The 26,006-nt window shown below is 75.1% G+C and carries 25 protein-coding genes; 10 read left to right on the top strand and 15 right to left on the bottom strand.

Going from position 1 to position 26,006, the window contains the following annotated elements:
• Window positions 1-88 precede the first annotated feature (88 nt).
• Entirely contained in the window at window positions 89-1,111 is a 1,023-nt protein-coding gene (locus tag ACWDCZ_RS02270; RefSeq protein WP_449815011.1) for an ankyrin repeat domain-containing protein, read from the bottom strand.
• A 125-nt stretch (window positions 1,112-1,236) separates the two neighbouring features.
• Between ACWDCZ_RS02270 and ACWDCZ_RS02265 the strand changes: the two genes are divergently transcribed.
• From ACWDCZ_RS02265 to ACWDCZ_RS02250, 4 genes are all read left to right on the top strand, one after another.
• Window positions 1,237-1,416: a hypothetical protein gene (locus tag ACWDCZ_RS02265; RefSeq protein WP_117493049.1), complete on the top strand. Its 180-nt coding sequence runs from the start codon at window positions 1,237-1,239 to the stop codon at window positions 1,414-1,416.
• A 58-nt stretch (window positions 1,417-1,474) separates the two neighbouring features.
• Window positions 1,475-2,380, top strand: a complete 906-nt coding sequence (locus ACWDCZ_RS02260; RefSeq protein ID WP_449815010.1) for a ketopantoate reductase family protein — start codon at window positions 1,475-1,477, stop codon at window positions 2,378-2,380.
• A 180-nt stretch (window positions 2,381-2,560) separates the two neighbouring features.
• Window positions 2,561-2,956: a hypothetical protein gene (locus tag ACWDCZ_RS02255; RefSeq protein ID WP_049658815.1), complete on the top strand. Its 396-nt coding sequence runs from the start codon at window positions 2,561-2,563 to the stop codon at window positions 2,954-2,956.
• Window positions 2,957-3,117: 161 nt separating this feature from the next.
• A complete protein-coding gene (locus tag ACWDCZ_RS02250) occupies window positions 3,118-3,777 on the top strand; it encodes a thiaminase II/PqqC family protein (protein WP_449815009.1) in 660 nt (219 codons plus the stop codon).
• A 37-nt stretch (window positions 3,778-3,814) separates the two neighbouring features.
• On the opposite strand, the gene ACWDCZ_RS02245 is transcribed toward ACWDCZ_RS02250, so the two are convergent.
• Window positions 3,815-4,354, bottom strand: a complete 540-nt coding sequence (locus ACWDCZ_RS02245; RefSeq protein ID WP_449815008.1) for a hypothetical protein — start codon at window positions 4,352-4,354, stop codon at window positions 3,815-3,817.
• Window positions 4,355-4,582: 228 nt separating this feature from the next.
• A complete protein-coding gene (locus ACWDCZ_RS02240; protein WP_449815007.1) occupies window positions 4,583-5,806 on the bottom strand; it encodes an ROK family protein in 1,224 nt (407 codons plus the stop codon).
• Between the two features lie 349 nt (window positions 5,807-6,155).
• Here ACWDCZ_RS02240 and ACWDCZ_RS02235 point away from each other — a divergent pair, with 349 nt between their 5' ends.
• On the top strand, window positions 6,156-7,928 hold the full coding sequence (locus ACWDCZ_RS02235; protein ID WP_449815006.1) for a SpoIIE family protein phosphatase: 1,773 nt from the start codon (window positions 6,156-6,158) through the stop codon (window positions 7,926-7,928).
• A gap of 112 nt (window positions 7,929-8,040) precedes the next feature.
• Here ACWDCZ_RS02235 and ACWDCZ_RS02230 read toward each other — a convergent pair whose 3' ends face one another.
• Together ACWDCZ_RS02230 and ACWDCZ_RS02225 are read right to left on the bottom strand one after the other, a co-directional pair.
• Complete coding sequence (locus ACWDCZ_RS02230) at window positions 8,041-9,249, bottom strand: trans-sulfuration enzyme family protein (protein ID WP_449815005.1); 1,209 nt, start codon at window positions 9,247-9,249, stop codon at window positions 8,041-8,043.
• A gap of 204 nt (window positions 9,250-9,453) precedes the next feature.
• Entirely contained in the window at window positions 9,454-9,837 is a 384-nt protein-coding gene (locus tag ACWDCZ_RS02225; protein ID WP_049659163.1) for a hypothetical protein, read from the bottom strand.
• Window positions 9,838-10,085: 248 nt separating this feature from the next.
• On the opposite strand from ACWDCZ_RS02225, the gene ACWDCZ_RS02220 reads away from it, so the two are divergent.
• Entirely contained in the window at window positions 10,086-11,771 is a 1,686-nt protein-coding gene (locus tag ACWDCZ_RS02220; RefSeq protein WP_449815004.1) for an LCP family protein, read from the top strand.
• 96 nt (window positions 11,772-11,867) lie between these two features.
• Here ACWDCZ_RS02220 and ACWDCZ_RS02215 read toward each other — a convergent pair whose 3' ends face one another.
• From ACWDCZ_RS02215 to ACWDCZ_RS02200, 4 genes are all read right to left on the bottom strand, one after another.
• Entirely contained in the window at window positions 11,868-12,527 is a 660-nt protein-coding gene (locus ACWDCZ_RS02215) for a double zinc ribbon domain-containing protein (RefSeq protein WP_049654596.1), read from the bottom strand.
• A gap of 95 nt (window positions 12,528-12,622) precedes the next feature.
• A complete protein-coding gene (locus ACWDCZ_RS02210) occupies window positions 12,623-12,844 on the bottom strand; it encodes a hypothetical protein (protein WP_375873829.1) in 222 nt (73 codons plus the stop codon).
• A 222-nt stretch (window positions 12,845-13,066) separates the two neighbouring features.
• The gene (gene lepB / locus ACWDCZ_RS02205; protein ID WP_082345913.1) at window positions 13,067-14,080 is read right to left on the bottom strand and encodes a signal peptidase I; all 1,014 of its coding nucleotides are present in this window, start codon (window positions 14,078-14,080) and stop codon (window positions 13,067-13,069) included.
• Window positions 14,081-14,142: 62 nt separating this feature from the next.
• A complete protein-coding gene (locus ACWDCZ_RS02200) occupies window positions 14,143-14,739 on the bottom strand; it encodes a helix-turn-helix domain-containing protein (RefSeq protein ID WP_049654612.1) in 597 nt (198 codons plus the stop codon).
• Between the two features lie 124 nt (window positions 14,740-14,863).
• Here ACWDCZ_RS02200 and ACWDCZ_RS02195 point away from each other — a divergent pair, with 124 nt between their 5' ends.
• Window positions 14,864-15,220, top strand: coding sequence for a hypothetical protein (locus tag ACWDCZ_RS02195; RefSeq protein ID WP_449815003.1), 357 nt, complete (start codon window positions 14,864-14,866; stop codon window positions 15,218-15,220).
• A gap of 19 nt (window positions 15,221-15,239) precedes the next feature.
• Here ACWDCZ_RS02195 and ACWDCZ_RS02190 read toward each other — a convergent pair whose 3' ends face one another.
• From ACWDCZ_RS02190 to ACWDCZ_RS02175, 4 genes are all read right to left on the bottom strand, one after another.
• The gene (locus ACWDCZ_RS02190) at window positions 15,240-15,401 is read right to left on the bottom strand and encodes a hypothetical protein (RefSeq protein ID WP_158077757.1); all 162 of its coding nucleotides are present in this window, start codon (window positions 15,399-15,401) and stop codon (window positions 15,240-15,242) included.
• A 132-nt stretch (window positions 15,402-15,533) separates the two neighbouring features.
• Window positions 15,534-17,093: a hypothetical protein gene (locus ACWDCZ_RS02185; RefSeq protein ID WP_449815002.1), complete on the bottom strand. Its 1,560-nt coding sequence runs from the start codon at window positions 17,091-17,093 to the stop codon at window positions 15,534-15,536.
• A 336-nt stretch (window positions 17,094-17,429) separates the two neighbouring features.
• Entirely contained in the window at window positions 17,430-18,290 is an 861-nt protein-coding gene (locus ACWDCZ_RS02180; protein WP_449815001.1) for an SDR family NAD(P)-dependent oxidoreductase, read from the bottom strand.
• Between the two features lie 404 nt (window positions 18,291-18,694).
• Complete coding sequence (locus tag ACWDCZ_RS02175; RefSeq protein WP_049654602.1) at window positions 18,695-19,858, bottom strand: magnesium and cobalt transport protein CorA; 1,164 nt, start codon at window positions 19,856-19,858, stop codon at window positions 18,695-18,697.
• Between the two features lie 473 nt (window positions 19,859-20,331).
• On the opposite strand from ACWDCZ_RS02175, the gene ACWDCZ_RS02170 reads away from it, so the two are divergent.
• Entirely contained in the window at window positions 20,332-21,666 is a 1,335-nt protein-coding gene (locus ACWDCZ_RS02170) for an NAD(P)/FAD-dependent oxidoreductase (protein ID WP_049654604.1), read from the top strand.
• Window positions 21,667-21,741: 75 nt separating this feature from the next.
• Here ACWDCZ_RS02170 and ACWDCZ_RS02165 read toward each other — a convergent pair whose 3' ends face one another.
• Window positions 21,742-22,656: an ATP-grasp domain-containing protein gene (locus ACWDCZ_RS02165; RefSeq protein ID WP_449815000.1), complete on the bottom strand. Its 915-nt coding sequence runs from the start codon at window positions 22,654-22,656 to the stop codon at window positions 21,742-21,744.
• Between the two features lie 258 nt (window positions 22,657-22,914).
• Between ACWDCZ_RS02165 and ACWDCZ_RS02160 the strand changes: the two genes are divergently transcribed.
• A complete protein-coding gene (locus ACWDCZ_RS02160) occupies window positions 22,915-24,516 on the top strand; it encodes an ABC-F family ATP-binding cassette domain-containing protein (RefSeq protein WP_449814999.1) in 1,602 nt (533 codons plus the stop codon).
• A 50-nt stretch (window positions 24,517-24,566) separates the two neighbouring features.
• Here the strand turns inward: ACWDCZ_RS02160 and ACWDCZ_RS02155 are convergent, their stop codons facing one another.
• Window positions 24,567-25,328 (bottom strand): class I SAM-dependent methyltransferase, encoded by a 762-nt coding sequence (locus ACWDCZ_RS02155; RefSeq protein ID WP_449814998.1) that lies wholly within the window; start codon window positions 25,326-25,328, stop codon window positions 24,567-24,569.
• A gap of 264 nt (window positions 25,329-25,592) precedes the next feature.
• Here ACWDCZ_RS02155 and ACWDCZ_RS02150 point away from each other — a divergent pair, with 264 nt between their 5' ends.
• Complete coding sequence (locus ACWDCZ_RS02150; protein WP_049653423.1) at window positions 25,593-25,955, top strand: hypothetical protein; 363 nt, start codon at window positions 25,593-25,595, stop codon at window positions 25,953-25,955.
• Window positions 25,956-26,006: the final 51 nt, after the last annotated feature.

Here is a 26,006-nt window from a genome sequence, read left to right as displayed (position 1 = left end):
GCCCTCCATCGTGGGCGTCCGGGGCCGGGAGATCGATTGTGCTGGCACCCGAATCCGGGGTTCGGAAAACCGAACCCCGCAGGTGGTGCTACGTCCCCTCGGGCGGGTTGCGGGCCTCCCAGGCCCGGAGGGCGAGGCCGTAGGCCGCCTCCAGGCGCACCGGCCGGTCGTCCACGTCCAGCAGTGCCGCCAGGGCGTCGGCGACCTCGGGCGTCCGGTCGGCGGACGGGGCCAGGACGGACGCGGCGGCGCGCCGCACCCCGACGGCCTCCTCCTCCGGGCACTCACGACCGCCCAGGGCTCGGAGGACCTCGGCGAGCACCCCGCCGTCCGGCTCGGCCGACGCCCAGGCGACGAGCAGCTCCGTCTCCTCCGCCTCGTACTCGACCGCGTGCCCCATCCCCAGGAGCGGGGTGTCGCACAGGAAGGCCGCGAGGAAGCGGCGGTGCGCGGGGTCGGGGTGCCGGTGGTGGGCCGTCAGGGCCGACCAGGTCTCCCGGCTTCGGCGTTCCCCGAGCACGAACCGGACGGCCTGCTGCCCGACGTGCCCCGGCTCCCGGTGCCGGACGGCCCTGGCCACCAACTCGTCGACCGGGGTGAGGACGCGGAACCTCCACTCCAGCCCGGTCAGCACGGCCCCGTGCCCGGCGCGCACGGTCAGCCCGCCGAGGGAGACCTGCTCGACGTCCGCGTACTGCTCGGTCACCCACACCCGCTCCGCCGGCCCCACGGCCCCGGTCCGTCGCCGCAGTTCCTCCTCCGTCCCCGTCTCGTACCAGGCCCTGGCCAGGGCGAGCAGGTGCTCACGGGCGTCGGCGGGCAACCGCAGCGCCGGGTCCTTCCCCAGCACCGCCCCGACCAGCGCCGACGAACCGAGGTCCACCGCGCGCAGCAGCGGGGTCGTCCCGTCGGGCAGCGGACGGTCCGGATCGGCACCGTGGTCGACCAGGACACCGGCGACCTCGTGGTCGAACCCGTTCACGGCCACCCACAGCAGGGGCGGCCCGTCCGCATCGCAGGCGTTCGGATCCGCGCCCGCGGCGAGTACCTCCCACACGGCGTCGACATCCCGCGCCCGTACCGCCGCCACCAGCCGCCCGTCCGCCGTCATCCGCCGACTCCCCCCTCGCCGCACAGCCTCCACCGGCGCACCCTAAGCCCGCCGGAGCCGGGCACGCCCTCCCCTTTTACGCCCCCGCCTCCCGCCGGGCCCGCCCGACGGGGAATCATGATCCGGTGACCATCGACCTGCTGCCCGAGCCGCGCTTCGGCCCCACCGAGGCGGAGGTGTGCGGGCTGCCGACCCCGCACGGCGGACTGCCGCCCGGCGGGGTGCGCGGCACCTTCGTCCGTGGCTGCTCCCGGGCGACGGCCTGCTCTTCCAGCCGGGCAAGCGCATCCCGCCGCTCACCGTAACCGCACCCGGCCCCCGCTTCCCCGTCCCTCACCACGCCACCCACCCACAGGAGTCACCATGACCACCACCCCCCTGACCGTCGCCGTCCTCGGCCCCGGAGGCGTCGGCGGACTGATCGGCGGGCTGCTCGCCCGCGACGGCCACCGGGTCGTCTGCCTGGCCGGCGAGGCGACCGCGGCCGCGATCGCGCGGGACGGACTGCGGGTCCGCAGCGCCGAGTTCGGCGAGTTCACCGCCCGGGTGGAGGCCGCGACCGAGCTGCGCGAGCCGGTCGACGCCGTCTTCGTGACGGTCAAGGAGACGGCGCTGGCCTCCGCGCTGGACCGGTTGCCCGCGGAGGTGCTCGGCACCGGGATCGTGGTGCCGCTGCTCAACGGTCTGGACCACATGGCCGTGCTGCGCGAGCGCTACCCGGCCGCACGGGTGGTGGCCGGCACGATCCGGGTCGAGGCCGCCCGGACGGCGCCCGGGCGGATCGAGCACACCAGCCCGTTCGCCGCCATCGAGCTGGGTGCGAACGCCGAACCCGACTCCCCCGTGGCCGAGTTCGCCGAGCGGCTGCGGCACACCGGTCTGGACGTCGCACTGCGCGAGGACGAGACGGCGATGCTGTGGAGCAAGCTCTCCTTCCTCGCCCCGTTCGCCCTGCTGACCACCCGCCACGCGAGCGGGATCGGCACCGTACGCACCGAGCACCGGGGCGAACTCCTCGCCGTGCTGGACGAGATCACCGCCGTCACCCGGGCCGTCGGCGCGCCGGCGGACGCGCAGACGCTGCTCGCCTCCTTCGACCGCATCCCCGGGACGATGAGGTCCTCGATGCAGCGCGACGTGGAGGCCGGACGGCCGACCGAGTTGGACGCCATCGGCGGCGCCGTGCTGCGGGCGGCCGACGCGCACGCGGTGGCCGTGCCGACCATCGCCCGCCTGGTGCACGACCTGACCGAATCCGCCAACCGGTAGCGCCTGCCCGGGCGTTCACCCCGCGGACGGCACCGCGGGGTGAACGCCCGGATCCTTCCCGCACAAAACTGACGGAACATCACATTCCGCTGGAAGCAAAGACTTTCCCAACGGTTCACGCAGTCTTCCGGAACCTCCGCACGGCGGACCGGCGTTGATAGGGGCGGGAGGGATAGAGACATGACAAGGAAGCCGTACCGTCTGGCCGCCACCACGCTCGCACTGCTGCTCGCGGCCCCGTTGTTCACCGCGTGCGACGCCGACCAGGCCCTGGACTGTGGAAAGCGGGCGATCAGCCTCACCGGCGACGTCCAGGACCTCGCGGATTCGGCGATCAACGTCGGGCAGATCACCGACGAGAGCCGCCGCAACCACACCGTCGAGGCCTTGCGGAAGGTCGCCGACGACACCAAGAAGATCCGCGAGGGTAACGGGGACAAGATCGACGCGGCCGCCGACCGGCTCTCCAAGGCCGTCAACGACGCCATCGACCGGGTCTCCAAGGGCAAGCAGCCCGACTTCAAACCGATCACCGACGCTGCCGGCGAGATCGGGAAGGCCTGCGCCGACTCCTGACGCACGGGGGGCACCCCCGTCTCCCCACGCCACCAGCTCCCGGCCCGGCGCCGCCCCGGCCGGGAGCTGGTCCCCGCCTCGGGCCCCGGCCTGTCGCCGCCGCACCGGCACCGCCAGGCGGTAGGAATGGCACCGGACCGAACCGCACCTCGGAGGCACCGGTGAACCACCCGATCCTCGACCAGATCCAGCACCTGCGGGCCGAATTGGCACCCGGCGACACCGCCCCCGCGCTGGTCACCGCGCTCGCCGACGGCACCGCGCCGCGCTCGGCACTGGCCGAACTCGCCGCCCAGCAGCACCGGATCATCCGCTCCGACCGCCGCAGCCTGCTGCTGCTCGCCGGCCGCACCGCGGACCGGCCGGTCAGCGCCTGGTTCGCCACCCTGGCCGAGGGCGAGAGCGCCGCGCTGCGTACCCTGCCCGCGCTCGGTGCCGCCGTCGGACTCGACCACGGCACGCTGGAGGCCCGCCCGCCGCTGCCCGGGTGCCAGGCCTACCCGCACTACCTCGCCTGGCTCGCCCTGAACGGCGAGCCCGCCGCCGCGGCCGCCGCGCTCGTCGCCAACTTCGCGGCCTGGGGCGGCTACTGCGCCACGATCGCGCAGGCGCTGCGCCGCCAGTACGGCTTCTCCGACGAGTCCTGCGCGTTCTTCGACTTCTTCGCCCAGCCCGCGCCCGAGCTGGAGCAGCAGGCCGCCGATGCCCTGGGCCCGGACCGGCTGGACGAGCCGACCCTGGCCACCGCACACGAGTACGGGCTGCTGCTCCAGGCCTACGAGCACCTGTTCTGGGACACCCTGGGCGTCATCGACGCCTGAGGGCGAACCGTCCGGTCCGCCCCGGCGCCGGGAGGCCTCAGGCCTGCCAGTGCGGCTTTCCGCTGACCATCCGGCAGTAGATCACCCGGCCGCCGGCCTCGTGGGTGCTCTTGCCCAGGTCCGCGTTGCGGCAGAACTGCCCAGCCTCGTAGCAGTTGCCCGCGTTCGAGCGGATCTCGCAACCGGCGGCACCGGCCGCCGCCGCGGGGGGCTCCGGGTCCTTCGGCGGCTGGGCCGTGGTCACCTTCGGCTGCGGCTCCTTGGTGGCGGGCGGCTGCGCGGGGGCGCTGGGCTGGCCCGGAGGGGCCGCGGGCGGGGGCGTGGCCACCGGTGCCGCGGGCGCCGGCTGGGCCGGCGGGGTGCTGGCCGGGGCCGCCGGCGGGACCGCCGCGGCGGGCGTCGCCGGCGGGGTGGTCGCCGCGGGGGTGGTGGCGGCGGCGGTCGGCGTGGCCGAGGCCGTGGCACCGCCGTCGGCCGCCGACGGGTCGCAACCCGTCAGCGCCAGGCCGACGGTGAGCACGAGTCCGGCGAATCCGGCCAGGCCGGCCCGACGGCGACCGGGTATCCGTGAAGGCATGGGAGGAGAACGCTCCGTTCCGTTTGGATGAGTCGTGCGATTGAAGCAGGAATCGCACACGTACTGTCCACCGAATCCCCACTCGTTGGCAGATCGAGACCTTCCGGTCACCGACCGTCGCCACCCCGCCCGACCCCCGCCCGCATCGCGTCCGCCGACCGGCCTCCCGCCGACCGCTCCCGCCCCGTCGACCGTCCGACCAGACCGGCCGTCAGCGCGGCCCCGCAATCACCGCAGCCCCGCCGTCCGGCGCTCGAACACCGCGGGGCGGGCGGTCTCCAACGCCGTGGCGACCGCGCCGAGGAGCACCGCCTCCTCCCCCAGGAGGCTCGGCGCGAGCGTCGGCCGCATCGGGGCGAGCCCGTGCAGGGCCCGCTCCAGCGGCTCCAGGAGCAGGTCCGCGCTGCTGCCGATCCCGCCGCCCAGCACCACCAGGTCCGGGTCCAGGACGGCCGAGAGCACGGCCACCGCGTAGGCGAGCCGCTCGGCCTCCCGCTCCACCGCCCGGACCGCCGCGGGCTCCCCGGCCCGGGCCCGCTCGAAGACCTGCTTCGCCGTCAGCTGCCGCGCCGCGGACTCGCCGTCCAGCCCGAAGTCCCGGGCGGCGCGCACCACGGCGTCCGCGGCGGCGTCCTGCTCGATGGTCGCGGGCGGCTCGCCGGGCCTCCCGGACAGCGGCACCAGGCCGATCTCGCCCAGCCCGCCGTGCGCGCCGAGCAGCAGCTCGCCGTCCTTCACCACGCCCAGCCCGAGCCCGGTGCCGACCAGCAGGTAGGCGAACATCCGGCTGCCCCGCCCGGCGCCCAGGGTGTACTCGCCGAGCGCCGCCAGGTTGGCGTCGTTGGCCACCGAGACGGCCGTCCCCAGGCCCTCGCCTATCCGGTCGAACAGTCCCGGCCTGTCCCAGCCCGGCAGGCTGTTGGCGTAGCGCACCCCGCGCCGCTGCTCGTCCCACACCCCCGGGGTGCCGATCACGGCGTGCACGATGTTCCCGGCCGCCAGGTCCGCCTCGGCGATCGCCTCGTGCGCGGCGGCGACCACGGCGTCGGCGACGGCGTTCGCCGAGCGGCCCCGGTTGGCCACGTCCCGGCGGGCGACCACCGTCCCGGCCAGGTCCGCCACCGCCACCCGCAGCCGGGCCCGGCCGATGTCCACGCCGAGCACGTGCCCGGCCGTCGGGTCGACCTCGTACAGCACGGCGGTGCGGCCGCGCTCGGGGGCCAGCCGCCCGGCCTCCCGGACCAGTCCGGCCCGCTCCAGCTCGGCCAGCGCGGCCGAGACGGTCGGCTTGGACAGACCGGTGTCCCGGGCCAGCTGGGCGCGCGTGGAGCCGCCGCCGGTGCGCAGCAGCTCCAGCAGCAGCCACTCGTTGTTGCTGCGCAGCCGCTGCCGGTTCCACGGCACCCCGGGGGCCCCGGCCGCCGGGCGACTGGTCGGCTGGTGGGGGCTCATCGGGTTCCTCCGGTCTGGATCTTCGGGCGCGGGTCGGTACGGCCGGGTCGTACGTCCGGGCCGGTGCGGCCGAGTCCGTACGTCCGGGCCGGTACGGCCGGGTGGGCCCGGCCCGGGCCGCGGCGTCCGGGGCGGGCGCCGCCGCCCAAGTATGACCGGTGATCATCCGGTGTTCGCCTGCCGTATCCCCCGGTCCCACCCACGCCTCCCCACCGCCTCCCCACTCCCCCGCGGCCTCGCCGCCGGCTCCGTGCGGAGCCGGCCGCACCCCGTTACAGCACCGTCTCCGACCGGTCAACGTTTCACCCACTTGTGGGCGTGCCGCGCCCGGGCGCGTGATCATGGGCGTATGCACTTCCGGCACGGCAACCGAGCAGAGGGGCCGCGGCCCGCGTCACCGGACTCCCGGTCCCTGGCGGCGACCGCGGCGGCCCTCGCCGCACGGCTCGGCGCCTTCACCAGTGGTGACAGCGCCGGCGGTGGCAGCGCCGGCGGCGAGGGCCCGGGCGACGATCCGGAGCGGCTCCGCGAGGTCCTCGCCGCCGCCCCGGTCGGCGTCGCGCTGCTCGACGAGCGGCTGCGCTGGCAGTACCTGAACGCGGCCTTCACCACCGCCACCGGGCTGCGCCGCGCCGACCTGCTCGGCCGCGCCGCCGGGACCACCGCCTTCGCCGGGGCCCTCGGCATCCTGCGCCGGGTCCTCGCCGACGGGCTCGCCCGCGAGCACGCCACCGGCGGGCCGGACGGCGCGGGCGCCCCCGTACCGCCCGGCCTGCGGGTGCGCTACCGGGCCCTGCGGCACTCCGGGCGGACCACCGGCGTGATCGTCGTCGTGCTGGACGACCCCGACCCGGCCCGCGAGCAACTGCGCGAGCTGGAGCGGGCCCGGGCCCGGCTCGCCCTGCTGGACGCCGCCACCGAACGGATCGGCACCACCCTCGACGTCGGCACCACCGGCACCGAGCTCGCCGCCTTCGCCGTCCCCCGGCTCGCCGATCTCGCCACCGTGGACGTGCTGCCGCCCGCGGTCGAGCCGGCCCGGGTCGGCCACGGCGCGTCCCAGCGGCTGCACCGCGTCGGCGCCCGGGCCGTACCCGCGCTGGCCGACGCCCTCGCCGAGCTGCCCCGGCCCGGCGAATCGATCCGCCACCGGGAGGGCTCGGCCGCCGCGCGCAGCCTGGCGGGCGGCGTCGCCGTGCTCACCGAGCCCGGGCCCGAGGACTCCTGCCCGGCCGGGACCACCTCGCTGCTGGTCCTCCCGCTGGCCGCCCGGGGCCGCCTGATCGGGCTGCTCACCCTCGGCCGCACCGCCGCCGGCCCGGCCTTCACCCCCGACGAGGCCGCCCTGCTCGGCGATCTCGCCGCCCGCGCCGCCACCGCCCTCGACAACGCCCGCAGCTTCGCCCGGTCCCAGGGCATCGCCCTGGAGCTCCAGCGGGCGCTGCTGAGCGAGCCCGGCAACCCCCACCAGAACCTCTCCCTCGCCTCCCGGTACCTTCCGTCCGGGAGCTCCTCGGTGGTCGGCGGCGACTGGTTCGAGACGGTCCGCCTGCCGTTCGGGCGCACCCTGCTGGCGATGGGCGACGTCATGGGGCACGGCGTCGAGGCCGCCGTCGACATGAGCCACTACCGCTCCGCGCTGCGCGACCTCGCCGGGATGGACCTGCCCCCGCACCGGATCCTGCGCCAGCTCGACAACGTCATCTCCGCCGACGACTCCGCCCGCCCGGCGACCTGCCTGCTGGCCCTCGCCGACCCGGGCCGGGGCCGCTGGACGCTCTCCAGCGCGGGCCACCTGCCGCCCGCCCTGATCGCCCCCGGCCGTCCGACCGAGCTGCTGCGCGTCCCCACCGGGCCGCCGCTCGGCACCGGCCTTGGCGGCTACGAGCAGACCGCCCACCCGCTCCTGCCGGGCCAGACCCTGCTGCTCTACACCGACGGCCTGGTCGAGCGCCGGGACGAGGACATCGACGCCTCCCTGGAGCGGCTCGCGGCCCTGCGCCTGCCCGCCACCGGAAACCTCGACGAGCTGCTCGACGCCGTCCTCCACTCCCTCGCCCCGCCCCCGGCCGCCGCCGAGGACGACATCGCCCTGCTGGTGGCGCGCCCCCGCCAGCGCTGACGGGCCGCCGCGCGCCGGTCCTCACCGCGACAGCCGCCCGGCCCTGACGGCCCCTCGGCCCGCACCTCCCCTTGCACTCCGCCCGCACCTCCCCCCGCCCCCGCGCCTCCGCTCACACCTTCGCCAGCGCCCGCCGGACGTCCGCCCAGATGTCCTCGGGGTGCTCGATGCCCACCGACACCCGCACCGTCCCCGGGCCGATGCCCGCCGCCGCCAACTCCTCGTCCGACAGCTGCCGGTGGGAGGTGCTGGCTGGGTGCAGCACCAGGGTGTGCACGTCGCCCAGCGACGGGGCCAGTGAGGCGAGCCGGACGGACTCGGTGAACGTCGCGGCCGCTTCCCGGCCGCCGGCCAGGTCGAAGGCCAGGACTCCGCCGTGGCCGTCGGGCAGCAGGCGGCGGGCGAGGTCGTGGTCGGGGTGAGTGGGCAGGCCCGGGTAGTGGACGGCGGTGACCGCGGGGTGGGCGGCGAGCCGGCCGGCCAGGCCGAGCGCGGTCTCGCACTGGCGGCGGACCCGCAGGGCGAGGGTCTGCATCCCCCGCAGGGTCAGCCAGGCGGCGAACGGGTCGGCGGAGGCGCCGAGTTCGAGCGAGCGCCGCCAGACCCGGTGGTGCAGCGCCGGGTCGGCGAAGACGGCGATCCCGCCGAGGACGTCCGAGTGTCCGCCGAGGTACTTGGTCACGGAGTGGATCACGATGTCCGCGCCGTGCTCGATCGGGCGGCACAGCAGCGGGGTCGCGAAGGTGTTGTCCACCACGCTCACCACCCCGGCCCGCTTGGCGACGGCGATCAGCCCGGGCAGGTCGGTGACCCGGGTGGTGGGGTTGGAGACGGTCTCCAGGAACAGCACCCGGGTGGTGGGGCGCAGTGCGGCCGCCACTCCGGCCGGGTCGTCGCCGTTCACGTAGCCGACCTCGACGCCCCAGCGCTCGGTGAGGTCGGTCAGCGCGCCGACGGTGCCGCCGTACAGGCTGCGCTGGGCGATCACGTGGTCGCCGGCACGCAGCAGGGCGAGCAGCGCGGTGTTGATCGCCCCCATGCCGGAGGCGGTGGCGAGGGCTCCGGTGCCGCCCTCGAGTCCGGCGACGGCCTGCTCCAGCGAGCGGACGGTGGGGTTGCCGAAGCGGTTGTAGAAGAAGGCGCCGTCCGGTCCCCCGTGGGCTCCGGCGAGCGCGTCGCCGGTGTCGAAGGCGAACAGGTGGCTCTGGTGCAACGGGACGCCCAGCGGACGGCTGCCGGTGACCTCGGTGAGCGGCGGGTGGACGACCCGGCTCTCGGGGCGCAGCTCGTCGGGGGTCTCGTGGGAGTGGTGGTCGCTCATGGCGTTCATCCTCGGGCGGTCCCGGCGCCCGGGCCATGGCCAATCGCCGTCGAGTGGCCTGCCCGGGCGGTCGTTCCGGCCCACCGCCCGGAGGCGGTGGCGACGCCCGGGTCGCGGCGGCGGGTGGTTCCCCTCTACGACGGGTGGCTCCCGGCGGCGGCGAGAGGCTCCCGACGCCTCGCGGCTACTTGCGGCTACTTGCGGCTACTTGCGGCGGCTGAAGATCCGCTTGGCCGCGTAGACGATCCCGACGATCAGCAGCACCACGAACAGGATGATCAGGATCACCACGACCAGCAGGAACTTGCCCAGCTTGGCGAAGAAGCCCGACTTCTTCTTCTCCTCCTTGGCGAGGTTCGCGGCCTCGGCGGTGGAGGCACCGGAGGCGACCGTGGTGACGGAGGCACCGGAGGCGGCGCTCGCCCCGGTACGGACCTCCGTACCGGCGTCCGCGGCGGAGGCCCCCACGGCCGCCCCCGGGTTCGCGGCGGCGGCCGCGACGGTTCGGGGTGCGGCCACCGCCGCCGCGCCCGATGCCACGGCGGTGAGGCCGGTGGCGGCCAGCAGGGCCACTAGGGCGCCAGCCATCGAACGTATGATCCGATTAGTCATCGTGCTCCTCAAAGCGGTTCCGGAGCAGCGCGGACCCCGCCGATCTGACCAATTTCTCATGGTCTGACCAGCTGGTTTTCCCATCCGCGCCTAGTATGCTCCACTGAAGTTCTACAGCGGTGTAAAAGTTTAGCGACGGGCCCTGCCCGGATCGGCTCCGGCCCCCGGCCACGCGAACCCGCCGCTTCGACGGGGGGCGCGTGGCAACTGTGGAGGATGACGACGTGTCTGGCCGCAAGGGTTCCCCCGGAGCCGAGAATTCGCCGCACCGGGCGGGCGGGCGCCGGAGCACCGGCCGGAGGGCCGACCGGACCGGAACCGGTCAGAACCCGGACAGCTCGGACATAGCGGAGGGCCCGGCGGAGGGCCGTGCGGCGGGCCGGGCGAAGAAGAAGCCCAAGCGCGGCACCAAGGAGAAGGTGCTCTGGGCGACCGCCGGCTGCACCGCCCTCGCCGTCCTCGGCGGCGCCGCCCTCTACTACCGGCTCAACAGCAACATCAGCACCTTCGACGGCGATGCCCTCAGCAAGGACCGCCCGGAGGCCGCGGCCCCGGACTCCCAGGGCCGCACCCCGGTCAACGTGCTGATGATCGGCTCGGACAGCCGCGGCAACGGCAACAGCGACCTGGGCGGCGGCGGGGACGGCGGCGCCCGCTCGGACACCGCGATCCTGCTGCACGTCTACGCCGACCACAAGCACGCCGTCGGCATCTCCATCCCCCGCGACTCCCTGGTCACCATCCCGCCGTGCAAGCTCCCCAACGGCAAGTGGACCAAGGAACAGACCAATGTGATGTTCAACAGCGCCTTCTCGGTCGGCGACAGCGACCAGGGCAACCCGGCCTGCACCCAGAACGCCGTCGAGAAGCTCACCAACCTGCGCGTCGACCACACCATCGTGGTGGACTTCAACGGCTTCGCGTCGATGACCAAGGCGGTCGGCGGCGTCGAGGTCTGCCTGCCGAACGACATCCACGAGGGGGACCTCAACCCCAACCTCGGCCGCAAGGGGAAGCTGCTCTTCGCCAAGGGCAAGCAGAAGGTCGAGGGCCAGAGCGCGCTGGACTACGTCCGGGTGCGGCACGGCATCGGCGACGGCTCCGACATCGGCCGCACCAAGCGCCAGCAGGCCTTCCTCTCCTCCCTCATCAAGGAGGTGAAGTCCCACGGCATGGACCCGACCACGCTGCTGCCGCTCGCCGACGCGGCCACGAAGTCGCTGACCGTCGACCCCGGCCTCGGCTCCGCCGCCAAGCTGCTCTCCTTCGCCATGGAACTCAAGGACGTGGACCTGCACGACATCAAGTTCCTGACCGTGCCCTGGCGTTACGAGGGCCCGCGGGTCGCCCTGGTCCACCCGGACGTGGACCAGCTCTGGGCCGCGCTCAAGGCCGACCGCACCATCGACGGCCAGGACGCGAGCGCCCCGGCCGAAGCCGGCTCCGCCTCCCCCGCCGCGGATCCCGCCACCACCCCCGCGGCCGCTCCGGCCCCGACGGCCGCCCCGGACGCCAAGGCCGCCGAGGTGAAGGTCTCCGTGCTCAACAGCACCGGCGAGACCGGGCTCGGCGGCCGGGCCGCGGAGACCGTCAAGGGCGCCGGCTACACCGTCACCGGCGTCGGCAACGCGGTCGGCAAGCCGCGCAGCACCACCGTCGTCGAGTACGGCACCGGCGAGCGCACCGCCGCCGAGTCGGTCGCCAAGCTCTTCCCCGGCGCGACCGTGCAGCCCGGCGGCCGGGGCGTCAGCGTCGTCCTCGGCCACGACTTCGCCGCCGCCAACCCGGCGGGCCCCGCCACGCCGGCCCCCGGCGGCGCCGCCACCGCACCGGCCCCGCTGCCCACCAGCATCAGCGGCGCCGCCCGCTCGGCCGACGACGACCCCTGCGCCAACCTCTCGTACGGCTGAGCCCGGCCTCCTCGCACAGCGGTCCCCCCGTACGACGGCGGGGCGCCCCCGGATCATCGCCCCGGGAGCGCCCCGCCGTCGTACGTCCGAGGGGTGTCAGCGCCTCGTCCCGCAGGACGGACAGAACGCGGCGCCGTCCGGGACGTCCTGGCGGCAGCCCGTGCACTGGACGGGCTGCGCCAGCCGGAAGCCGCAGCCCGGGCAGAACGGCGTGCCGTGGGTCTCGGTGTGGCACTGCGGGCAGACCAGCTGCCGCGGCGTGCTGACGTCGTACCCGGCCCCGGACTGCTGCCCGGCCTTGAACGCGCGCTCGGTGACCGCGTCGTTGAGACCGCGGTGCTGCGCCGCCACCGCCTCGGCCGCGGTGTCCGGGGCGCAGTTGTGGCACAGGCCCTGGGCCGGGTCGAAGCAGCGCCCGCAGGTGTATTGGGTGCACCGGGCGCAACGGTTGAAGTGGGACTGGGCGTTGGTGATGGCCCGCTGGAACGCGGCGTCCCGCGAGGTGCCCCAGGTCTGCCCGGCCAGCCCGTCGGCGGCGTTGCTGATGGTGTTGGCGTTGCCGCCGATCAGGTTCCAGGCCGCACTGACGCCCTTGCCTATCCAGCCGGCCATCTGGCCGGTCCGGAACGGTTCGAACGTCGAACGCCAGGTGTCCGAGCAGCGGTAGCAGTAGAACTCGAACTGGAAGCCCGCGCCGGTGCCGTGCTGCTCGCACATGTCGCGGTAGTTGCTGCTGAAGTAGATCTCCGAACTCACGTCGTCCCCGGTCGCTCAATGGCCTGTCAGCGGTCGCTCCCAGGGACGATAGGGCCCATCGAACGGTTCCGCCAACAACGTTCGACCGTCCCCGCTCAGAGCCCGGTGGCCGGCAGCAGCAGCACCCGTGCCGGATCGAACGGCTGCCAGCGCGCGGGCTGCCCGCTGCGGCCGATCCGCAGCCGGCACCAGCGCTGCCCGGCCGCGTCCTGCCACCACCCGCTGATCCGGCCGAGCGCCCAAGCGCCGCCCCCGAGGTCCACCTCGACCGGCTGGTAGACCCACTGGACGTCCCGGTCCGCCGGTTCCGTTCCCACCGGACCTCCGGCGCCCACGGGACTGCACTGACTCTCCATCACGGCTCCGTCTCCCGACCCGGACCCGGCCGCCGGACGCCCCGCTCGGGGGCGGCCGACGGCCGGGGTGCAGCTCACCTCCTGAACTCTACAGGCGTGTAGAGGTCAGCGGGAGGAGTTCCGTCGAAGACGATCGACCCGGCCGGAGGACCGGCCGGGTCGGGGTGCCGGGGCGAGCCGGCCTCAGCGGTCCTTCCGCATCGAGGGCTCCTGCACCGACGGCGTGCGCGCCGACGACCTGCGCGCCGACCGCCGCCGCTGCCACAGGGCCAGCGGCACGATCCCGGCCAGCGCGGCGGCCTCCGGCGCCGGCGGCGCCTCGAACGGCGCGCCGGCCGCGCCCGCCGCCCCGGCCGGCACCTTGTCGAAGGTGTCCGGGACCGGCAGGGTGGACCAGTCGGACAGCGGCCAGGCGACCACGAAGGCCCGGCCGACCACGTTGTCCACCGGCACGAAGCCGTCGCCGGTCTCGTTGTGGTGCCAGCGGGAGTCCCGCGAGTTGTTGCGGTGGTCGCCCATCACCCAGAGCTTGCCCTTGGGCACGGTGACGGTGCCCACCGGGTCGTTGTCGCAGGGCGTCGCACCGGGGAACAGGTACGGCTCGTCCAGCGCGACGCCGTTCACCCTCAGCGGCGCGCCCGCCTCGCAGTCGACGGTGTCCCCGCCGACCGCGATCACCCGCTTGATCAGGTCCTTCTCGTCCGCCGAGGGCATCAGGCCGACGGTGCTGAGCACCTTCTGGACACTGCCCATGACGGAGTCGCCGGAGCTCGCCGGCGTGCCCTCCAGCCAGCCGCCCGGATCGCGGAACACCACCACCTCGCCGCGCTCGGGCTTGGCGCCGAACCACGGGGTGAACTTGTCGACCAGCACCCGGTCGCCGATCGCGAGGGTCTGCTCCATCGAGCCGGAGGGGATGGAGAAGGCCTGCACGAAGAAGGTCTTGATGCCGAGCGAGAGCAGCAGCGCGATCACCAGCAGGATCGGCAGCTCCTGCCAGAACGGGCGCTTCTTCCGGGGGCGCTCGGCCTCCTCGTCGGCCTTCCCGGGAGCGTCGGCGCCCGCGTTCACCGCGTCCGCCCCCTCCGCCACCGCGGTGCCCGTACCCGCCTCCGCCCCCGCCCGGCCGTCCCCGGCCCCTTCGCGCTCCGCGGCTCCGCCGCTCTCGCCGGACTCCGCGCTCTGCTGCACAGTCATTTCCTCGGCCCCTCCGACGGCCTGGCGGGAGCCGGTAGGAAGACCCCCTGTCAGGAACGAACCTACCGAACAGAGGTTCCCGGGCGCGCCCTGACGTGGATGCGCTCGCCCTGCGGACCGAACAGGCTGAGGAACTCCACCGGCTGCGGGCCCGCGTTGCCGAAGGCGTGCGGGGTGCGGGTGTCGAACTCGGCGGCCTCACCGGCCGCCAGCACCAGGTCGTGGGTGCCGAGCACCAGCCGCAGCCGCCCGGACAGCACGTACAGCCACTCGTACCCCTCGTGGACCTTCAGCTCCAGGTCCGGCCCGGCGTTCCGGCCCGGCGGCACGATGTGCTTGTAGGCGTGCAGGCCTCCCAGGTGGCGGGTGAGCGGGACGATGGTCTGGCCGTTCCTGGTCACCGGGCGCGGGTGGATCCGCGGGTCTCCGGTGGCCGGGGCGCCGACCAGTTCGTCCAGCGGCACCCGGTACTCCCGGGCCAGCGGCAGCAGCAGCTCCAGCGTCGGCTTGCGCTGCCCGGACTCCAGCCGGGACAGCGTGCTGAGCGAAATGCCGGTGGCGGCCGCCAGTTTGGCGAGCGTGGTGCCGCGCTCCCTGCGCAGCGCCCGCAGCCGCGGGCCCACCGTGGTGAGGACGTTCTCGAACTCTTCGTCGGCCATGCCTGCCATTTGCCGGTACGGCAAGGACCCTTGTCAATCCGGCACACGGGTGAGGACCCCTCCGCCACCCCTGCGGGTCACGCCCCCGGGGCGCGTCCACGGCCCCGGCGCCTATCCTCGCGTCATGCGCATCCACCTCACCCGGGACAGCGTCGCGGCCGGCGACGACGCCGACGCCCCGCACGCCGGGGCCGCCACGCTCCCCGACGGCCTGGACGCCCCGGCGGCGCTCACCGCCCTCGGGCTCCCCCGGCCCCGGCTCCCGCTGATCGGCGGCGGCCTCGCCACCTGGGTGGTGCGCGCCGCCGACGGCACCCCGCTGGCCGTCCTCGCCCAGCAGTGGCCGCGGCCCCGCCCGCTGCCGGCCTGGCAGGGCCCGCTCGACCGCCTGGCCGGAGCGGACGGCACCGTCCGGCTGCACGTCGAGTACCGGCGCCAGCTGGACCCGGAGGCCGAGTACCAGCGGCTGCTGCCCGGCTGAGGCCTACGGGTTCGAACAGCTACGGCGTGCCGAGGAACCAGAAGAACGGCCCCTGCTCGTACAGCGACCGCACGATCGGCTCGGACCAGTCCGTGACGACGAACAGCACCAGGCCCACCGCCCCGCCCAACAGCAGCCCGGCCGCCACGGCCGCCGTCATCATCCCCGCGATCGCCCGCATCCGGGCCTCCTCCCCGTCGCCGGGGAGACTCCCCCGCCCGCCCCGTGGCGGCACCGAACGTCCTTGGACCGAGGCCGAGTTGTCACCGAGCAGTGAGCAACGGTGAGCAACGGGGGCGGGAAGCGCGGCCCGCTACCGGTACTCGCGCAGCCTGGCCCGCACCCCGAACGCGGTGAGGCCGAGCGCCAGCACCAGCGCCCCGCCGGCCAGCGCCGCCGTGGTGCCGTCGAGGTCGTCGTCGGTCGCGGCGACCGCCCGGTCCATCGCACCCGCGTTGATCGCGATGGTGTCCCCGATCGCGGTGCCCAACTGCCCGAAGTCGTAGTCGGACTGGCCCTTCGACAGCCCGGTGTTGAGCGTGACCGCTTCCTTCAGCCTCCCGGCGTCGCGCAGCTCGCGGATCCCGCGGTCGGTCCGCTGGTACTGCTGGAAGGCGTCCAGCACCCGCTCAGCGGCGTCCTGCTCGCCCGCGAAGGTGATGTTGTGCAGCTCGCTCCCCAGGTAGCCGCCGAAGGGGACCACCGTACGGTCCGCGCGGTGCCGGGCGGCGGCGTCGGCCAGCCGGGCGCCGTAGTCCGGCAGTGCCGCCCCGTCGAGGCGGACGATCGCCTGCGCCTTGTCGAGGAAGCCCTGCTCGTAGGCGGCGGCACGGCTCGGGTCGGTGAGGTAGCGGCTCTCGTCGACGTTCATGTCGTACGCCACGGCGCGGGCCCGGCTGAGCGCGATCACCGAGTCGTAGGCGTTGCTCTTGGCCGTCACCAGGCGGTCGTCCGCACGGCCCGCCAGGGCGAGCGCGGTCACCAGCGCCACGCCGGTCAGCACGGTGACGGCGGCCAACGCCGGGCTGAGGACCCGCCGGTAGCGCACGGCGAGGGCGCGCTGGAGGCCCAGCAGCGCGACCAGCGCGAGCAGGCCGACGGCGAGCAGCCACCACCAGCCGCCGCCGAGCGCCCGGCGCTGCCCGGAGTACACCTGCTCGACGGTGGCCTCGTTGGCGGCGGTGACCTGGTCTGCGGCGGGCAGCAGCTGTTGGCGCAGCAGGTCGGTGGCCTGCCGGTAGGTGTCCAGGGCGGCCGGGGAGGGTTGTCCGGCCGGTGCCTTGGCCTGCTCCTCCAGCAGCCGGGCCTGGGCCACCAGGGCCTCGTAGCCGCCCAGTCGGCCGAGCACCAGCTGGACGGCGCGCTGCCCGGCCGGATCGTCGGCGGCGGCCTGGGCGGCCCGCTGGAGGTCGTCGTCGGCCTGGGCGCGGCGCTGCTCGTAGGCGTCCAGGGTCTGCCGGCGCAGCGCGGTGTAGTCGGGGTCGGCGCCGACCAGCAGCAGGTTGGCGGCCTGGGCGTCCATGTCGCTGAGCGCGAAGTAGAGGTCGGCGGCGCGGGTGGCCTGCGGGGCGGCCCGGTGGCCGATGGTGTCGGTGCCGTCGCGGGCTCCGCCGAGCACGGCGGTGGCGCCGAGGGCGAGCAGGGCGGCCAGGCTCAGTGCGGTGAGGCCGCGGACCAGGCGCGGGGTGGTCCAGTAGGACCGGCTGCCCGTCCTGCGGACGGCCCGGCCCAGGCGGGCCGGGGCGCCCGGCGCCTTCCCGGCGCGGCCCTCCTCGGCCCGTTCCTCCCGGCCCCGGCCTTCCCCGGCGCGGCCCTCCCCGGCAGGGTCGTCCTCCCGCGGGGCGCTCGCCCGGTGCTCCATGGAGGTCGTCATGACCACCCGTCCCTTCCCCCGTCGCACGGTCTGCCGACGCCCCGGCCGGAACCGAAACGCAGAACCGTTTCTCCACTTCCGCCGCGCGACGCTAGTGCCGCGTCACCGGCGACGAGGTGCTCCCTGACGGCTCCTTGACGCCGCCGGGCACCGTTCTTGACGCGCTCTTGGCGCGCCCTCCCGGTGCCCGGCAGCCGTCACCCTCCGGCGAGGGCCGGGCGGCTCAGCCCTGGCCGGCCCTACCGCCGCGGTTCGCCGTCTTCTTCCGACGGACCCTCTTCTTACGGGCGCGCTCGGACACGGCGGTCCTCCTCGTGGGCGTCGGGTCGGCCCGGTTCAGGCCGCCCGGCCGACCAGCTGGTCGGCAAGCCTCGCCAGCCGCTTCAACGAACGCTCCTCCTGGGCGACCAGCGCCGTCTGCGCGACCGAACCGCCGTCGTAGTAGGCGCCGTTGGCGACCGCCACGCCCGGCAGGCAGAGCCGGACCACGGCCGCCGCCCCCTCCGCGGCCGGCGCGCCCGTACGCCCGTACAGCGGCAGCAGCGCGGTGGCGCACTGGCCCGGGTTGAGGCTGACGGCGGTGATGCCGGAGCCGGCCGGAGCCATCTCGGCGGTCGCCATGGTGAGCGCGAGCTGCGACTGCGCGTACGCGGCGACCCGCGAGTACCGCTTCGTCCGGTGCGGGTCCGACCAGTTCATCGAGGCGGTGCGGTGCAGCGAGGAGGAGACGTTGACGATCCGGGCGTCGCCGGCCGCCGAGAGCGGTGCCCGCAGCAGCCGCGCCAGCAGGTGCGCGGCCAGGAAGTTGACCTGGAGCGAGACCTCGTTGCCGTCCTCGGTGAGGGTGCAGCGCTCGGGTGCCATCGCCGCGGCGTTGTTCACCAGCAGGTCCAGCGCCGGGTAGTGCTTGACGACCGTGCCGGCCAGCACGGCGATCTCCGCGAGGTGGGTGAAGTCGGCCGCCAGTTCAACGAGTTGGTCCCGCCGGGCGCCCGCGGCGACCAGGCGCCCGACGGCCGCCTCGGCCTCGGCGGCGGTCCTGGCGTGCACCAGCACGGTCGCGCCCAGCCCGGCGAGCAGCCGGGCGGTCTCCCAGCCGATCCCGGAGGAGGCCCCGGTGACCAGGGCGGTGCGGCCGGACAACGCAGCGCCGGACATTTCGGACACGGCGGAGATGGACAGGACGGAGTCGGACATGACCGTTCCCAGGGTGCGTGGCACCGCCGGCCCTGACCGGACCGGAGGTGCGGGCTCAACTGGCCCGATGGAATGAGGAGAAGAGGAACGCCGAACGCCTTCTACGGATCGCGACGGCCCCCGGGCGAGGCCCGCGCGCGCCCGCCCCCGCCCGCGCCGCGACGGCGCCGGGACGGGGTACGGCGCGCACCGTGCCCTCCGGCGGGGAGGCGCGGATCAGCGCACGGCGATGACGGCCACGGCAGCGCGGACCGTCGGCCGCCTATGCGGCGGACGGTCGTGATGGCGTACCGGGCGGTTCATGCTCCTCATCCAACCGACGCTCGCCCACCCGGGCAAGCGCCGCGCCGACGCCCTGACGAATCCCTGACGCAGCCACCCCCGCGGAGGTCCGGAGCTCCGGCCTACAGCCAGTTCCGCTTCTTGAACACCAGGTACAGCCCGGTGCACACCAGTGCCATCAACCCGATCGCGAACGGGTAGCCGAAGGCCCACTGGAGCTCCGGCATCGTCTCGAAGTTCATCCCGTACACCGTGCCGATCAGGGTCGGCGCGAAGAGGATGGCCGCCCAGGAGGAGATCTTCTTGATCTCGTCGTTCTGCACGTGCCCCGCCTCGGCGAGCTGCTTCATCTCCTCGTTCTGCCGCTGCGAGACCAGCGTCGCGTTGACGGTCAGGATGTTCTGGAGCATCTGCCGGAAGCCGTCCACCCGCTCGGCGGCGTAGGTGGCGTGGTCGGCGACGTCGCGCAGGTAGCGCTGGAGCTCCTCGTCGGTGCCGTACTTGCCGAAGCCCGCCTCCAGGCTCTTCATGATCTCCAGCAGCGGGCGGGTGGCCCGCTGGAACTCGATCACCTCGCGGGACAGCTCGTAGATGCGGCGGGAGACCTGCGGATCGCCCCCGAACACCTCGGTCTCGATCTCGTCGATGTCGTGCTGGAGGCCGGCGATCACCGGCGCGTAGCCGTCCACCACGGCGTCCAGCACCGCGTACAGCACCGCCTCGGGGCCGAGCGCCAGCAGCTCCGGGTCGTCCTCCAGGCGGCGGCGCACCGCCGACAGGTCCGGGGCCTGGGAGTGCCGGACGGTGAGCACGAAGTCGGGACCGACGAAGAGGTGGATCTCGCCGAAGTCGACCTCCTCCGCCTCGTCCAGGTAGCGGGCGGCGCGCAGCACGACGAACAGGGTGTCGCCGTAGCGCTCCAGCTTCGGCCGCTGGTGGGCGACGATGGCGTCCTCGACGGCCAGCTCGTGCAGGTCGAACCGGTCGGCGGCCTCCAGCAGCTGCGCCTCGGCCGGACGGAACAGGCCGATCCAGGCCATCGTGCCGGGCCGGTCGGGCAGCGTGCGGTAGATGTCGGCGAGGTCGGTGGGCGCGTCTATCCGGCGGCCGTCGCGGTAGACCGCCGCGTCCACGACGGAACGCTCCAGCGTCACCGGTTCGACGGGCTGGTCGGGGCGCGGGTCCATCGAGTGCTCGGGCGCCGGCTGGGTGTCCGAGGGCCGGACGACGGAACGGGAGAACGGACGCTTGCTCGCGCGCACGGCGCGCACACGCCAGTCGGACATGGCGGAGACCTCCACGGGGGATGCCCGGCCGCCGTACGGGAACACGGCGGACCGGAGGCGCCCGGCCGGCCGCCACGCGCACGGCGCGACCGGCGGCGCCTCGCCGGGAGGACGAGGTCAGTGCCGCGCGGGAGCCGTACGGGAGGAGGTGTGCCGGGGGCTGCGAGTGGTGCGGGACAACCGGGGGCGGGGCCGACTTCGACCCGTACTACTGCACTCCACGGCTCTCACCTCCTCGGCTCCGCGCGCTCACGCACCGGGAGGGGCGCCAGCACAACCCCGCCGAGTCTAGTACCCGTACGCCCCGGCCTCCGACCGGGGGCCCGGGCCGGGCACGCGTCCACCGCCCGCACCGGTGTTCCACGGACCACCCGGCGCCGGCCCCGCTCCCTCTCAACGACCCCGCCGGGCAGGGTTGTTCGTCCACAGCGAAGCCGTCACGAATCGGCGACCACGCCACTACGCTACGTGTCATGACTTCTTCGAAGAAGGCCCCGGGGCGGGGTACGGCGGTGGTGGTCGGCGGCGGACTCGCGGGGCTGGCGGCCGCCTGGGCGCTGCGCGGGATCGCCGAGCGGATCGTCGTGGTGGAGCGCGACCGGTACCCCGCGGGGACGGAGTTCCGGGCCGGGGTGCCGCAGGGCCGGCACGCCCACCTGATGCTGGAGGCCGGGCACCGGCTGCTGGACGAGATGATGCCCGGCATCAAGCAGCAGCTGATGGACGCGGGCGCGCAGCGGGTGGCCGCCTCGGACGTCAGGTGGCTGTGCTCCGCGGGGTGGCTGGCCGAGTACCCGGCGCAGATGGCCTTCCTCTCCTGCACCCGGCCGCTGCTCGACGCGTTCGTGCTGGACCGGGTCCGCGCCCACCCCGCGATCGAGTTCCTGGAGGGGACGGACGTGGTCGGGCTGCTCGGCTCGGCGACGGCGGTGACCGGGGTGAAGGTCCGCGAGCGCGGCCCGGAGCGCGGCGAGGTCCGGGAGATACCGGCCGAGTTGGTGGTGGACGCGGCCGGGCGCTCGACCTCGGTGCCGAAGTGGCTGGCCGAACTGGGCTGCCCGCCGGTACCCGAGGAGCGGGTGGACGCGGGCGTCGCGTACGCCTCCCGGATCTTCCACCGCCCGGCCGGGTCCGACCTCGGCGACCAGGCGGTCTACCTCCAGACCAAGGCCCCGGACGCGCAGCGGATGGGCGTCCTGCTGCCGGTCGAGGGCGACCGCTGGATCGTCAGCCTCGCCGGGATGCGCGGCGCCGAACCGGCGGCCGGCCCGGAGGGGTTCACCGAGCACCTGGGGCAGCTGCGCGACCCCCTCCTGCACGAGGTGCTGCAGGGTGCCGAACCGGCGGGCGAGGTCCGGGGGTTCCTCCCCGGCCCGGGCGTGCGCCGGCACTACGAGCGCGGCGGCCCGGACGGGCTGGTGGTGGTCGGCGACGCCGCGAGCACCTTCAACCCGGTGTACGGGCAGGGCGTCACCGTCGCCCTGTTCTGCGCCCGGGAGCTGCGCCGCTCCGCGAAGCGGCACGGCGGCATCGGGCACGCCGCGGCCCGGGCCGCGCGGCGCGCCGTCGCCGCGGCCTCCGCGGTGCCGTGGATGATCTCCTGCGCCGAGGACGCCCGCTTCCGCGCCACCGCCGGCGCGCCCTCCGGGGCCCTGGTCGGGCTCCAGCACCGGTTCTTCGACAAGGTGCTGGCCGCCAGCACCCGGGACCCGGCGGTCACCGCGGCGTTCCACGAGGTGATGTCGCTGGTGGAGCCGCCGTCGCTGCTGTTCCGGCCGTCGGTGCTCGCGGCGGTCCTGCGGGCCTGAGGGGGCACGGGGACGAGGGGCCGGCGCGGCGCTCCGGGCTTGGGGGGCGCGGCGCCGGCGCGGCGCTCCGGAGCGCTACGCCCCGAGGTGCGCGGCGACGTACGGCAGCGCCACCTGCTCCAGGCCGCGCAGGCCGAAGGCGGGGTGGACGTTGACCTCGAAGACCACACCGCCGCTCTCGGCCGCGAGGTCCACCCCGGCCAGGTCGAGCCCCAGGGAGGCGGCCGCCGCGACGGCCGACTCCGCGAGCCCGTCCGGCAGTTCGGCGTAGTCGAGCACGGTGGAGACGGCCCCCCGGCTCTCGTTGCAGGGCGCGTCCGGGTCCGCCTGGACGTGCTCGACCACCCGGACCACGCGCCCGTGCAGCACCACCACCCGGTACTGGTGGCGGCGCCCGTCCGGGAGGATGTTGCGGGCGTCACGGGCGAGCAGCCAGGGCGCCCGCGCGTAGTGCCGCGCGGCGGCGTCGAGCTGGGCGCGGGTCGTGACGTGGAAGACGTCGTCGCCGCCCATCCCGACGCAGGGCCGGGCCCAGACGTCGCCGCCGAGTTCCGCGAAGGCCTCGGCGGCGGCCTCCGGGCTCGGCTCGCGGAGCGCGATGCTGGGCATGTGCGGCACGCCGTCCCGGACGAAGCGGGCGACGGTGAGGTCCTTCTCGGTGGCCGACCGCCACGCCTGGGCGTCGGTGCCGAGCGAGCGGGCGCCGAATCCGCGCAGCCGCCGCTGGAAGTCCTCGAACGCGCGGCGCCGGTGCGGCGGGATCTCGTAGACGATCACCGTCTCGGCGGTCACCGTCCGGCCGCCCGCCTCCAGTCGGAGCCCGCCCGCGTCGTCGGCCTCGATCTGGCCGCTGCCGCCGGTCAGGAAGTGCCGGGCGTCCAGCTGTACGGGTTCCCGGCCGGTCAGCGTCCGGGCGGCGGCGGCGAGCACCTGCCGACTGCCTTCGGTCGAGCTGTGATCGGTCAGGAGTACGAGATCGCGTCGGGGCATGCGGACATGCAAGCGAGTGCGGCGTGATCACGACAAGGCGGCCTCGTGCGCCATCGGCCCGGCGGGGTGGCCGAAACCGGGTATCCGCAACCCTGCCGCCCCGCTCCGAGCCGTCCGCTTCGTCGCCCGGTTAATTCGGATGCGCCCGCTCCGCCCGCCCGCTAGCCTGCCCGACATGTCTACGCCCCGAATCTCCTAGCTCGCGGACCCACTTCCACGCCACCCGTGTGTCCGCAAGCTTTTTCGGAGCGTTATCCCATGATCACCACCCGTGGTGTCGACGTGCGCGTCGGCGCCCGCCTGCTGCTGTCCGACGTCACCCTGCACATCGCCCCCGGCGACCGGATCGGCCTGGTCGGCCGCAACGGCGCCGGCAAGACCACCCTGCTCGCCACCCTGGCCGGGCAGCTCGCGCCCGCCGCCGGCACGGTCACCCGGACCGGGGCCGTCGGCTACCTCCCGCAGGACTCCCGCGCCGCCGACCCGTCGGCCACCGTCACCGACCGCGTCCTGTCCGCCCGCGGCCTGGACGCCGCCGTCCGCGCCGTGCGCGCCGCCGAGGCCGCGATGGCCCGGGCCGGGTCGCCCGCCGAGGAGCGCCGGGCGATGGACGCGTACGTCCGGGCCGAGGCCGGGTTCCAGTCCCGGGGCGGCTACGCCGCCGAGGCCGAGGCGGCCCGGATCGCGGCCGGGATCGGCCTGCCCACCCGGGTGATGGACTCCCCCGTCGGCACGCTCTCCGGCGGTCAGCGCCGCCGGGTCGAACTGGCCCGCATCCTGTTCGCCGACCACGGCACCCTGCTGCTGGACGAGCCGACCAACCACCTGGACGCCGACTCCGTCGCCTGGCTGCGCGGCTTCCTCGCCACCCACCGCGGCGGACTGGTCCTGATCAGCCACGACCTCGGACTGCTCGAGGAGACCGTCAACCGGGTCTTCCACCTGGACCCGCAGCGCGCCACGATCGACGTCCACAACACCGGCTGGCAGACCTACCTGAACCAGCGCGCCGCCGACGAGCGCCGCCGCACCCGGGAGCGCGCCAACGCCGAGCGCAAGGCCGCCGCCCTGCACACCCAGGCCGACCGGATGCGGGCCAACGTCGCCACCGCGACCACCGCCCGCAGCATGGCCCGCCGGGCCGACCGGATGCTCGCCGAGCTCGAACCCGTCCGGCAGGCCGAACGCACCGCCCGGATCCGGCTGCCCGAGCCCGCCCCGTGCGGCCGGATGCCGCTGGGCGCGATCAGCCTCGCCAAGTCCTACGGCGGCCGGCCGGTGCTGACCGGCCTGGACCTCGCCGTGGACCGCGGCAGCCGGCTGGTCGTGCTCGGCCCGAACGGAGCCGGCAAGACCACCCTGCTGCGCGTCCTGGCCGGCCGGGAGGCCCCGGACGCCGGCCGCGTCGTCCCCGGCACCGGCCTGCGGCTCGGCTACTTCGCCCAGGAGCACGACACCCTCGACCCGGCGCTCAGCGTGCGCGACAACCTCGCCGCGGCCGCGCCCGGCCTGACCGACGGCGAACTGCGGCACGTGCTCGGTGCGTTCCTCTTCCGCGGCGACGACGCCGACAAGCCGGCCGGGGTGCTGTCCGGCGGCGAGAAGACCCGGCTCGCCCTGGCCGCCCTGGTGCACTCCGGCGCCAACGTGCTGCTGCTCGACGAGCCGACCAACAACCTCGACCCGGCCTCCCGCACGGAGGTCCTGGCCGCGGTCGGCGGCTACCCCGGCGCGATCGTGATGGTCACCCACGACACGGACGCCATCGAGGCGCTCCGGCCGGACCGCGTGCTCCTCCTCCCGGACGGCGACGAGGACCTCTGGCACGACACCTACCTGGACCTGGTCACGCAGTCCTGAGGACCGCTACCCGCCCGCCTGGCTTCCTCCCGGCGGGCGGGCCGGCCCGGCTACGGCTTGCGCGCCTCGATCAGGAAGCGCGCCGAGTGGGCGACGAACGGCCCGTCGGCGCGGATCCGCCCGTCCAGCTCGCGCAGCCGGTCCCGGTGGGCCTCGACGGTGAAGCCCGGGACCATCCAGACCACCTTGCGCAGGAAGTACACCACCGCGCCGATGTCCCGGGACTCCGTCCGCAGCCGCTCGGACCGCAGGTCCACCACCTCCAGCCCGGCCGCCCGCGCCTCGGCACCCTCCACCTCGGGGCGGCGGCCCTCCCGTGCCTCCGGCTGCGGCCCGAGGAAGTACTCGACCAGCTCGAAGACCGACGCCGGGCCGACGTGCTGGGCGAAGTACGTACCGTCGGGGCGCAGCACCCGGGCGATCTCCGTCCACCAGGCCCGCACCGGGTGCCGGCTGCTGACCAGGTCGAAGGCCCCGTCGGCGAACGGCAGCGGCGGCTCGTCCGGGTCCGCGACCACCACCGCGCCCAGCGGGTGCAGCAGCCGCGTGGCGCGGGCCAGGTTGGGCGGCCAGGACTCGGTGGCCGCGAGCACGGGCGGCCGCCCGCCCAGCCGTACGGCGCCCGCGAGCACCTCGCCCCCGCCGGTCTGGACGTCCAGCGCCGCCGTCGCCGCCCCCAGCCGCCCGGCCAGCAGCCGCTGGTAGCCCCAGGAGGGCCGCTCCTCGGTCGCCCGGCCCTCCAGCCAGGAGAAGTCCCAGCCGTCCACGGACACGGACTCCGCCTCGGCGATCAGCTCTTCGAAGGTACGCATGTCCGCATCATGACGGCGGGTCCACCGCCCGGCCAGCGGATTCCCTCGGCGGGCGCCGCCAGCCACTGCATCGGCCGCGGCTTCCGAAGATTGATGACGGATCCTCATATTCCTGTGGACGAGGCTCGATTGGCCCCGACAGAACCTTCACGCGATGTTGGGGAAATCTCACCTCGGCGGAGCCCGGAGCTAACGTCGTGGTTACACACCGTCGGTACGCTGGGGGACGACGGTGATCGGCAACGGGCCTGAGGGGAGGCGGCGGTGACGGCACGGCGCATCTCGCGCGGCAAGCGGCTCGCCCTTCTCTTCGCCGCGCTCGTCTCGGCCCTGTTCGCCGTCCTCGGGACCGGCGCCCAGGCGTACGCCGCCGAGCCGCTGCCGAAACCCGCGGCGGCTGCCGAGGGGGACCCGACCTGCAAGGCCCACCACGCCGCGGAGGCCCTGACCGGCCGGGCCGCGGTCCGCCACCGCGCGTGCGGCGGCACGGCCGTCCGCACGGCCCTCCTCGCCCCGGTCGGCACCGGCGTCGCGGCCACACCCGCCACGGTGCCCACCGGGCCGGTACCGGAAGCGAACGGGTCGAGACCGGCCGCGCTCGCGCGCCTCCAGGTGTTCCGCTGCTGACAGCTCCCGCGAGCTGACGCTCCCCGCACGCGATCCGGCGCGCGCCCGGTA

The organism is Kitasatospora sp. NPDC001225 (assembly GCF_053597855.1).
Note: the sequence above shows the minus strand (reverse complement) of the source record. Positions and strands in the feature narration are given on the sequence as shown.

Excerpts from the sequence above, each read along its gene's own strand:
- ACWDCZ_RS02270 (WP_449815011.1), bottom strand. The coding sequence starts at position 1,111 with ATGACGGCGGACGGGCGGCTGGTGGCGGCGGTACGGGCGCGGGATGTC.
- ACWDCZ_RS02260 (WP_449815010.1), top strand. The coding sequence starts at position 1,475 with ATGACCACCACCCCCCTGACCGTCGCCGTCCTCGGCCCCGGAGGCGTC.
- ACWDCZ_RS02255 (WP_049658815.1), top strand. The coding sequence starts at position 2,561 with ATGACAAGGAAGCCGTACCGTCTGGCCGCCACCACGCTCGCACTGCTG.
- ACWDCZ_RS02245 (WP_449815008.1), bottom strand. The coding sequence starts at position 4,354 with ATGCCTTCACGGATACCCGGTCGCCGTCGGGCCGGCCTGGCCGGATTC.
- ACWDCZ_RS02240 (WP_449815007.1), bottom strand. The coding sequence starts at position 5,806 with ATGAGCCCCCACCAGCCGACCAGTCGCCCGGCGGCCGGGGCCCCCGGG.
- ACWDCZ_RS02235 (WP_449815006.1), top strand. The coding sequence starts at position 6,156 with ATGCACTTCCGGCACGGCAACCGAGCAGAGGGGCCGCGGCCCGCGTCA.
- ACWDCZ_RS02230 (WP_449815005.1), bottom strand. The coding sequence starts at position 9,249 with ATGAGCGACCACCACTCCCACGAGACCCCCGACGAGCTGCGCCCCGAG.
- ACWDCZ_RS02225 (WP_049659163.1), bottom strand. The coding sequence starts at position 9,837 with ATGGCTGGCGCCCTAGTGGCCCTGCTGGCCGCCACCGGCCTCACCGCC.
- lepB (WP_082345913.1), bottom strand. The coding sequence starts at position 14,080 with ATGACTGTGCAGCAGAGCGCGGAGTCCGGCGAGAGCGGCGGAGCCGCG.
- ACWDCZ_RS02200 (WP_049654612.1), bottom strand. The coding sequence starts at position 14,739 with ATGGCCGACGAAGAGTTCGAGAACGTCCTCACCACGGTGGGCCCGCGG.
- ACWDCZ_RS02195 (WP_449815003.1), top strand. The coding sequence starts at position 14,864 with ATGCGCATCCACCTCACCCGGGACAGCGTCGCGGCCGGCGACGACGCC.
- ACWDCZ_RS02190 (WP_158077757.1), bottom strand. The coding sequence starts at position 15,401 with ATGCGGGCGATCGCGGGGATGATGACGGCGGCCGTGGCGGCCGGGCTG.
- ACWDCZ_RS02185 (WP_449815002.1), bottom strand. The coding sequence starts at position 17,093 with ATGACGACCTCCATGGAGCACCGGGCGAGCGCCCCGCGGGAGGACGAC.
- ACWDCZ_RS02180 (WP_449815001.1), bottom strand. The coding sequence starts at position 18,290 with ATGTCCGACTCCGTCCTGTCCATCTCCGCCGTGTCCGAAATGTCCGGC.
- ACWDCZ_RS02175 (WP_049654602.1), bottom strand. The coding sequence starts at position 19,858 with ATGTCCGACTGGCGTGTGCGCGCCGTGCGCGCGAGCAAGCGTCCGTTC.
- ACWDCZ_RS02170 (WP_049654604.1), top strand. The coding sequence starts at position 20,332 with ATGACTTCTTCGAAGAAGGCCCCGGGGCGGGGTACGGCGGTGGTGGTC.
- ACWDCZ_RS02165 (WP_449815000.1), bottom strand. The coding sequence starts at position 22,656 with ATGCCCCGACGCGATCTCGTACTCCTGACCGATCACAGCTCGACCGAA.
- ACWDCZ_RS02160 (WP_449814999.1), top strand. The coding sequence starts at position 22,915 with ATGATCACCACCCGTGGTGTCGACGTGCGCGTCGGCGCCCGCCTGCTG.
- ACWDCZ_RS02155 (WP_449814998.1), bottom strand. The coding sequence starts at position 25,328 with ATGCGTACCTTCGAAGAGCTGATCGCCGAGGCGGAGTCCGTGTCCGTG.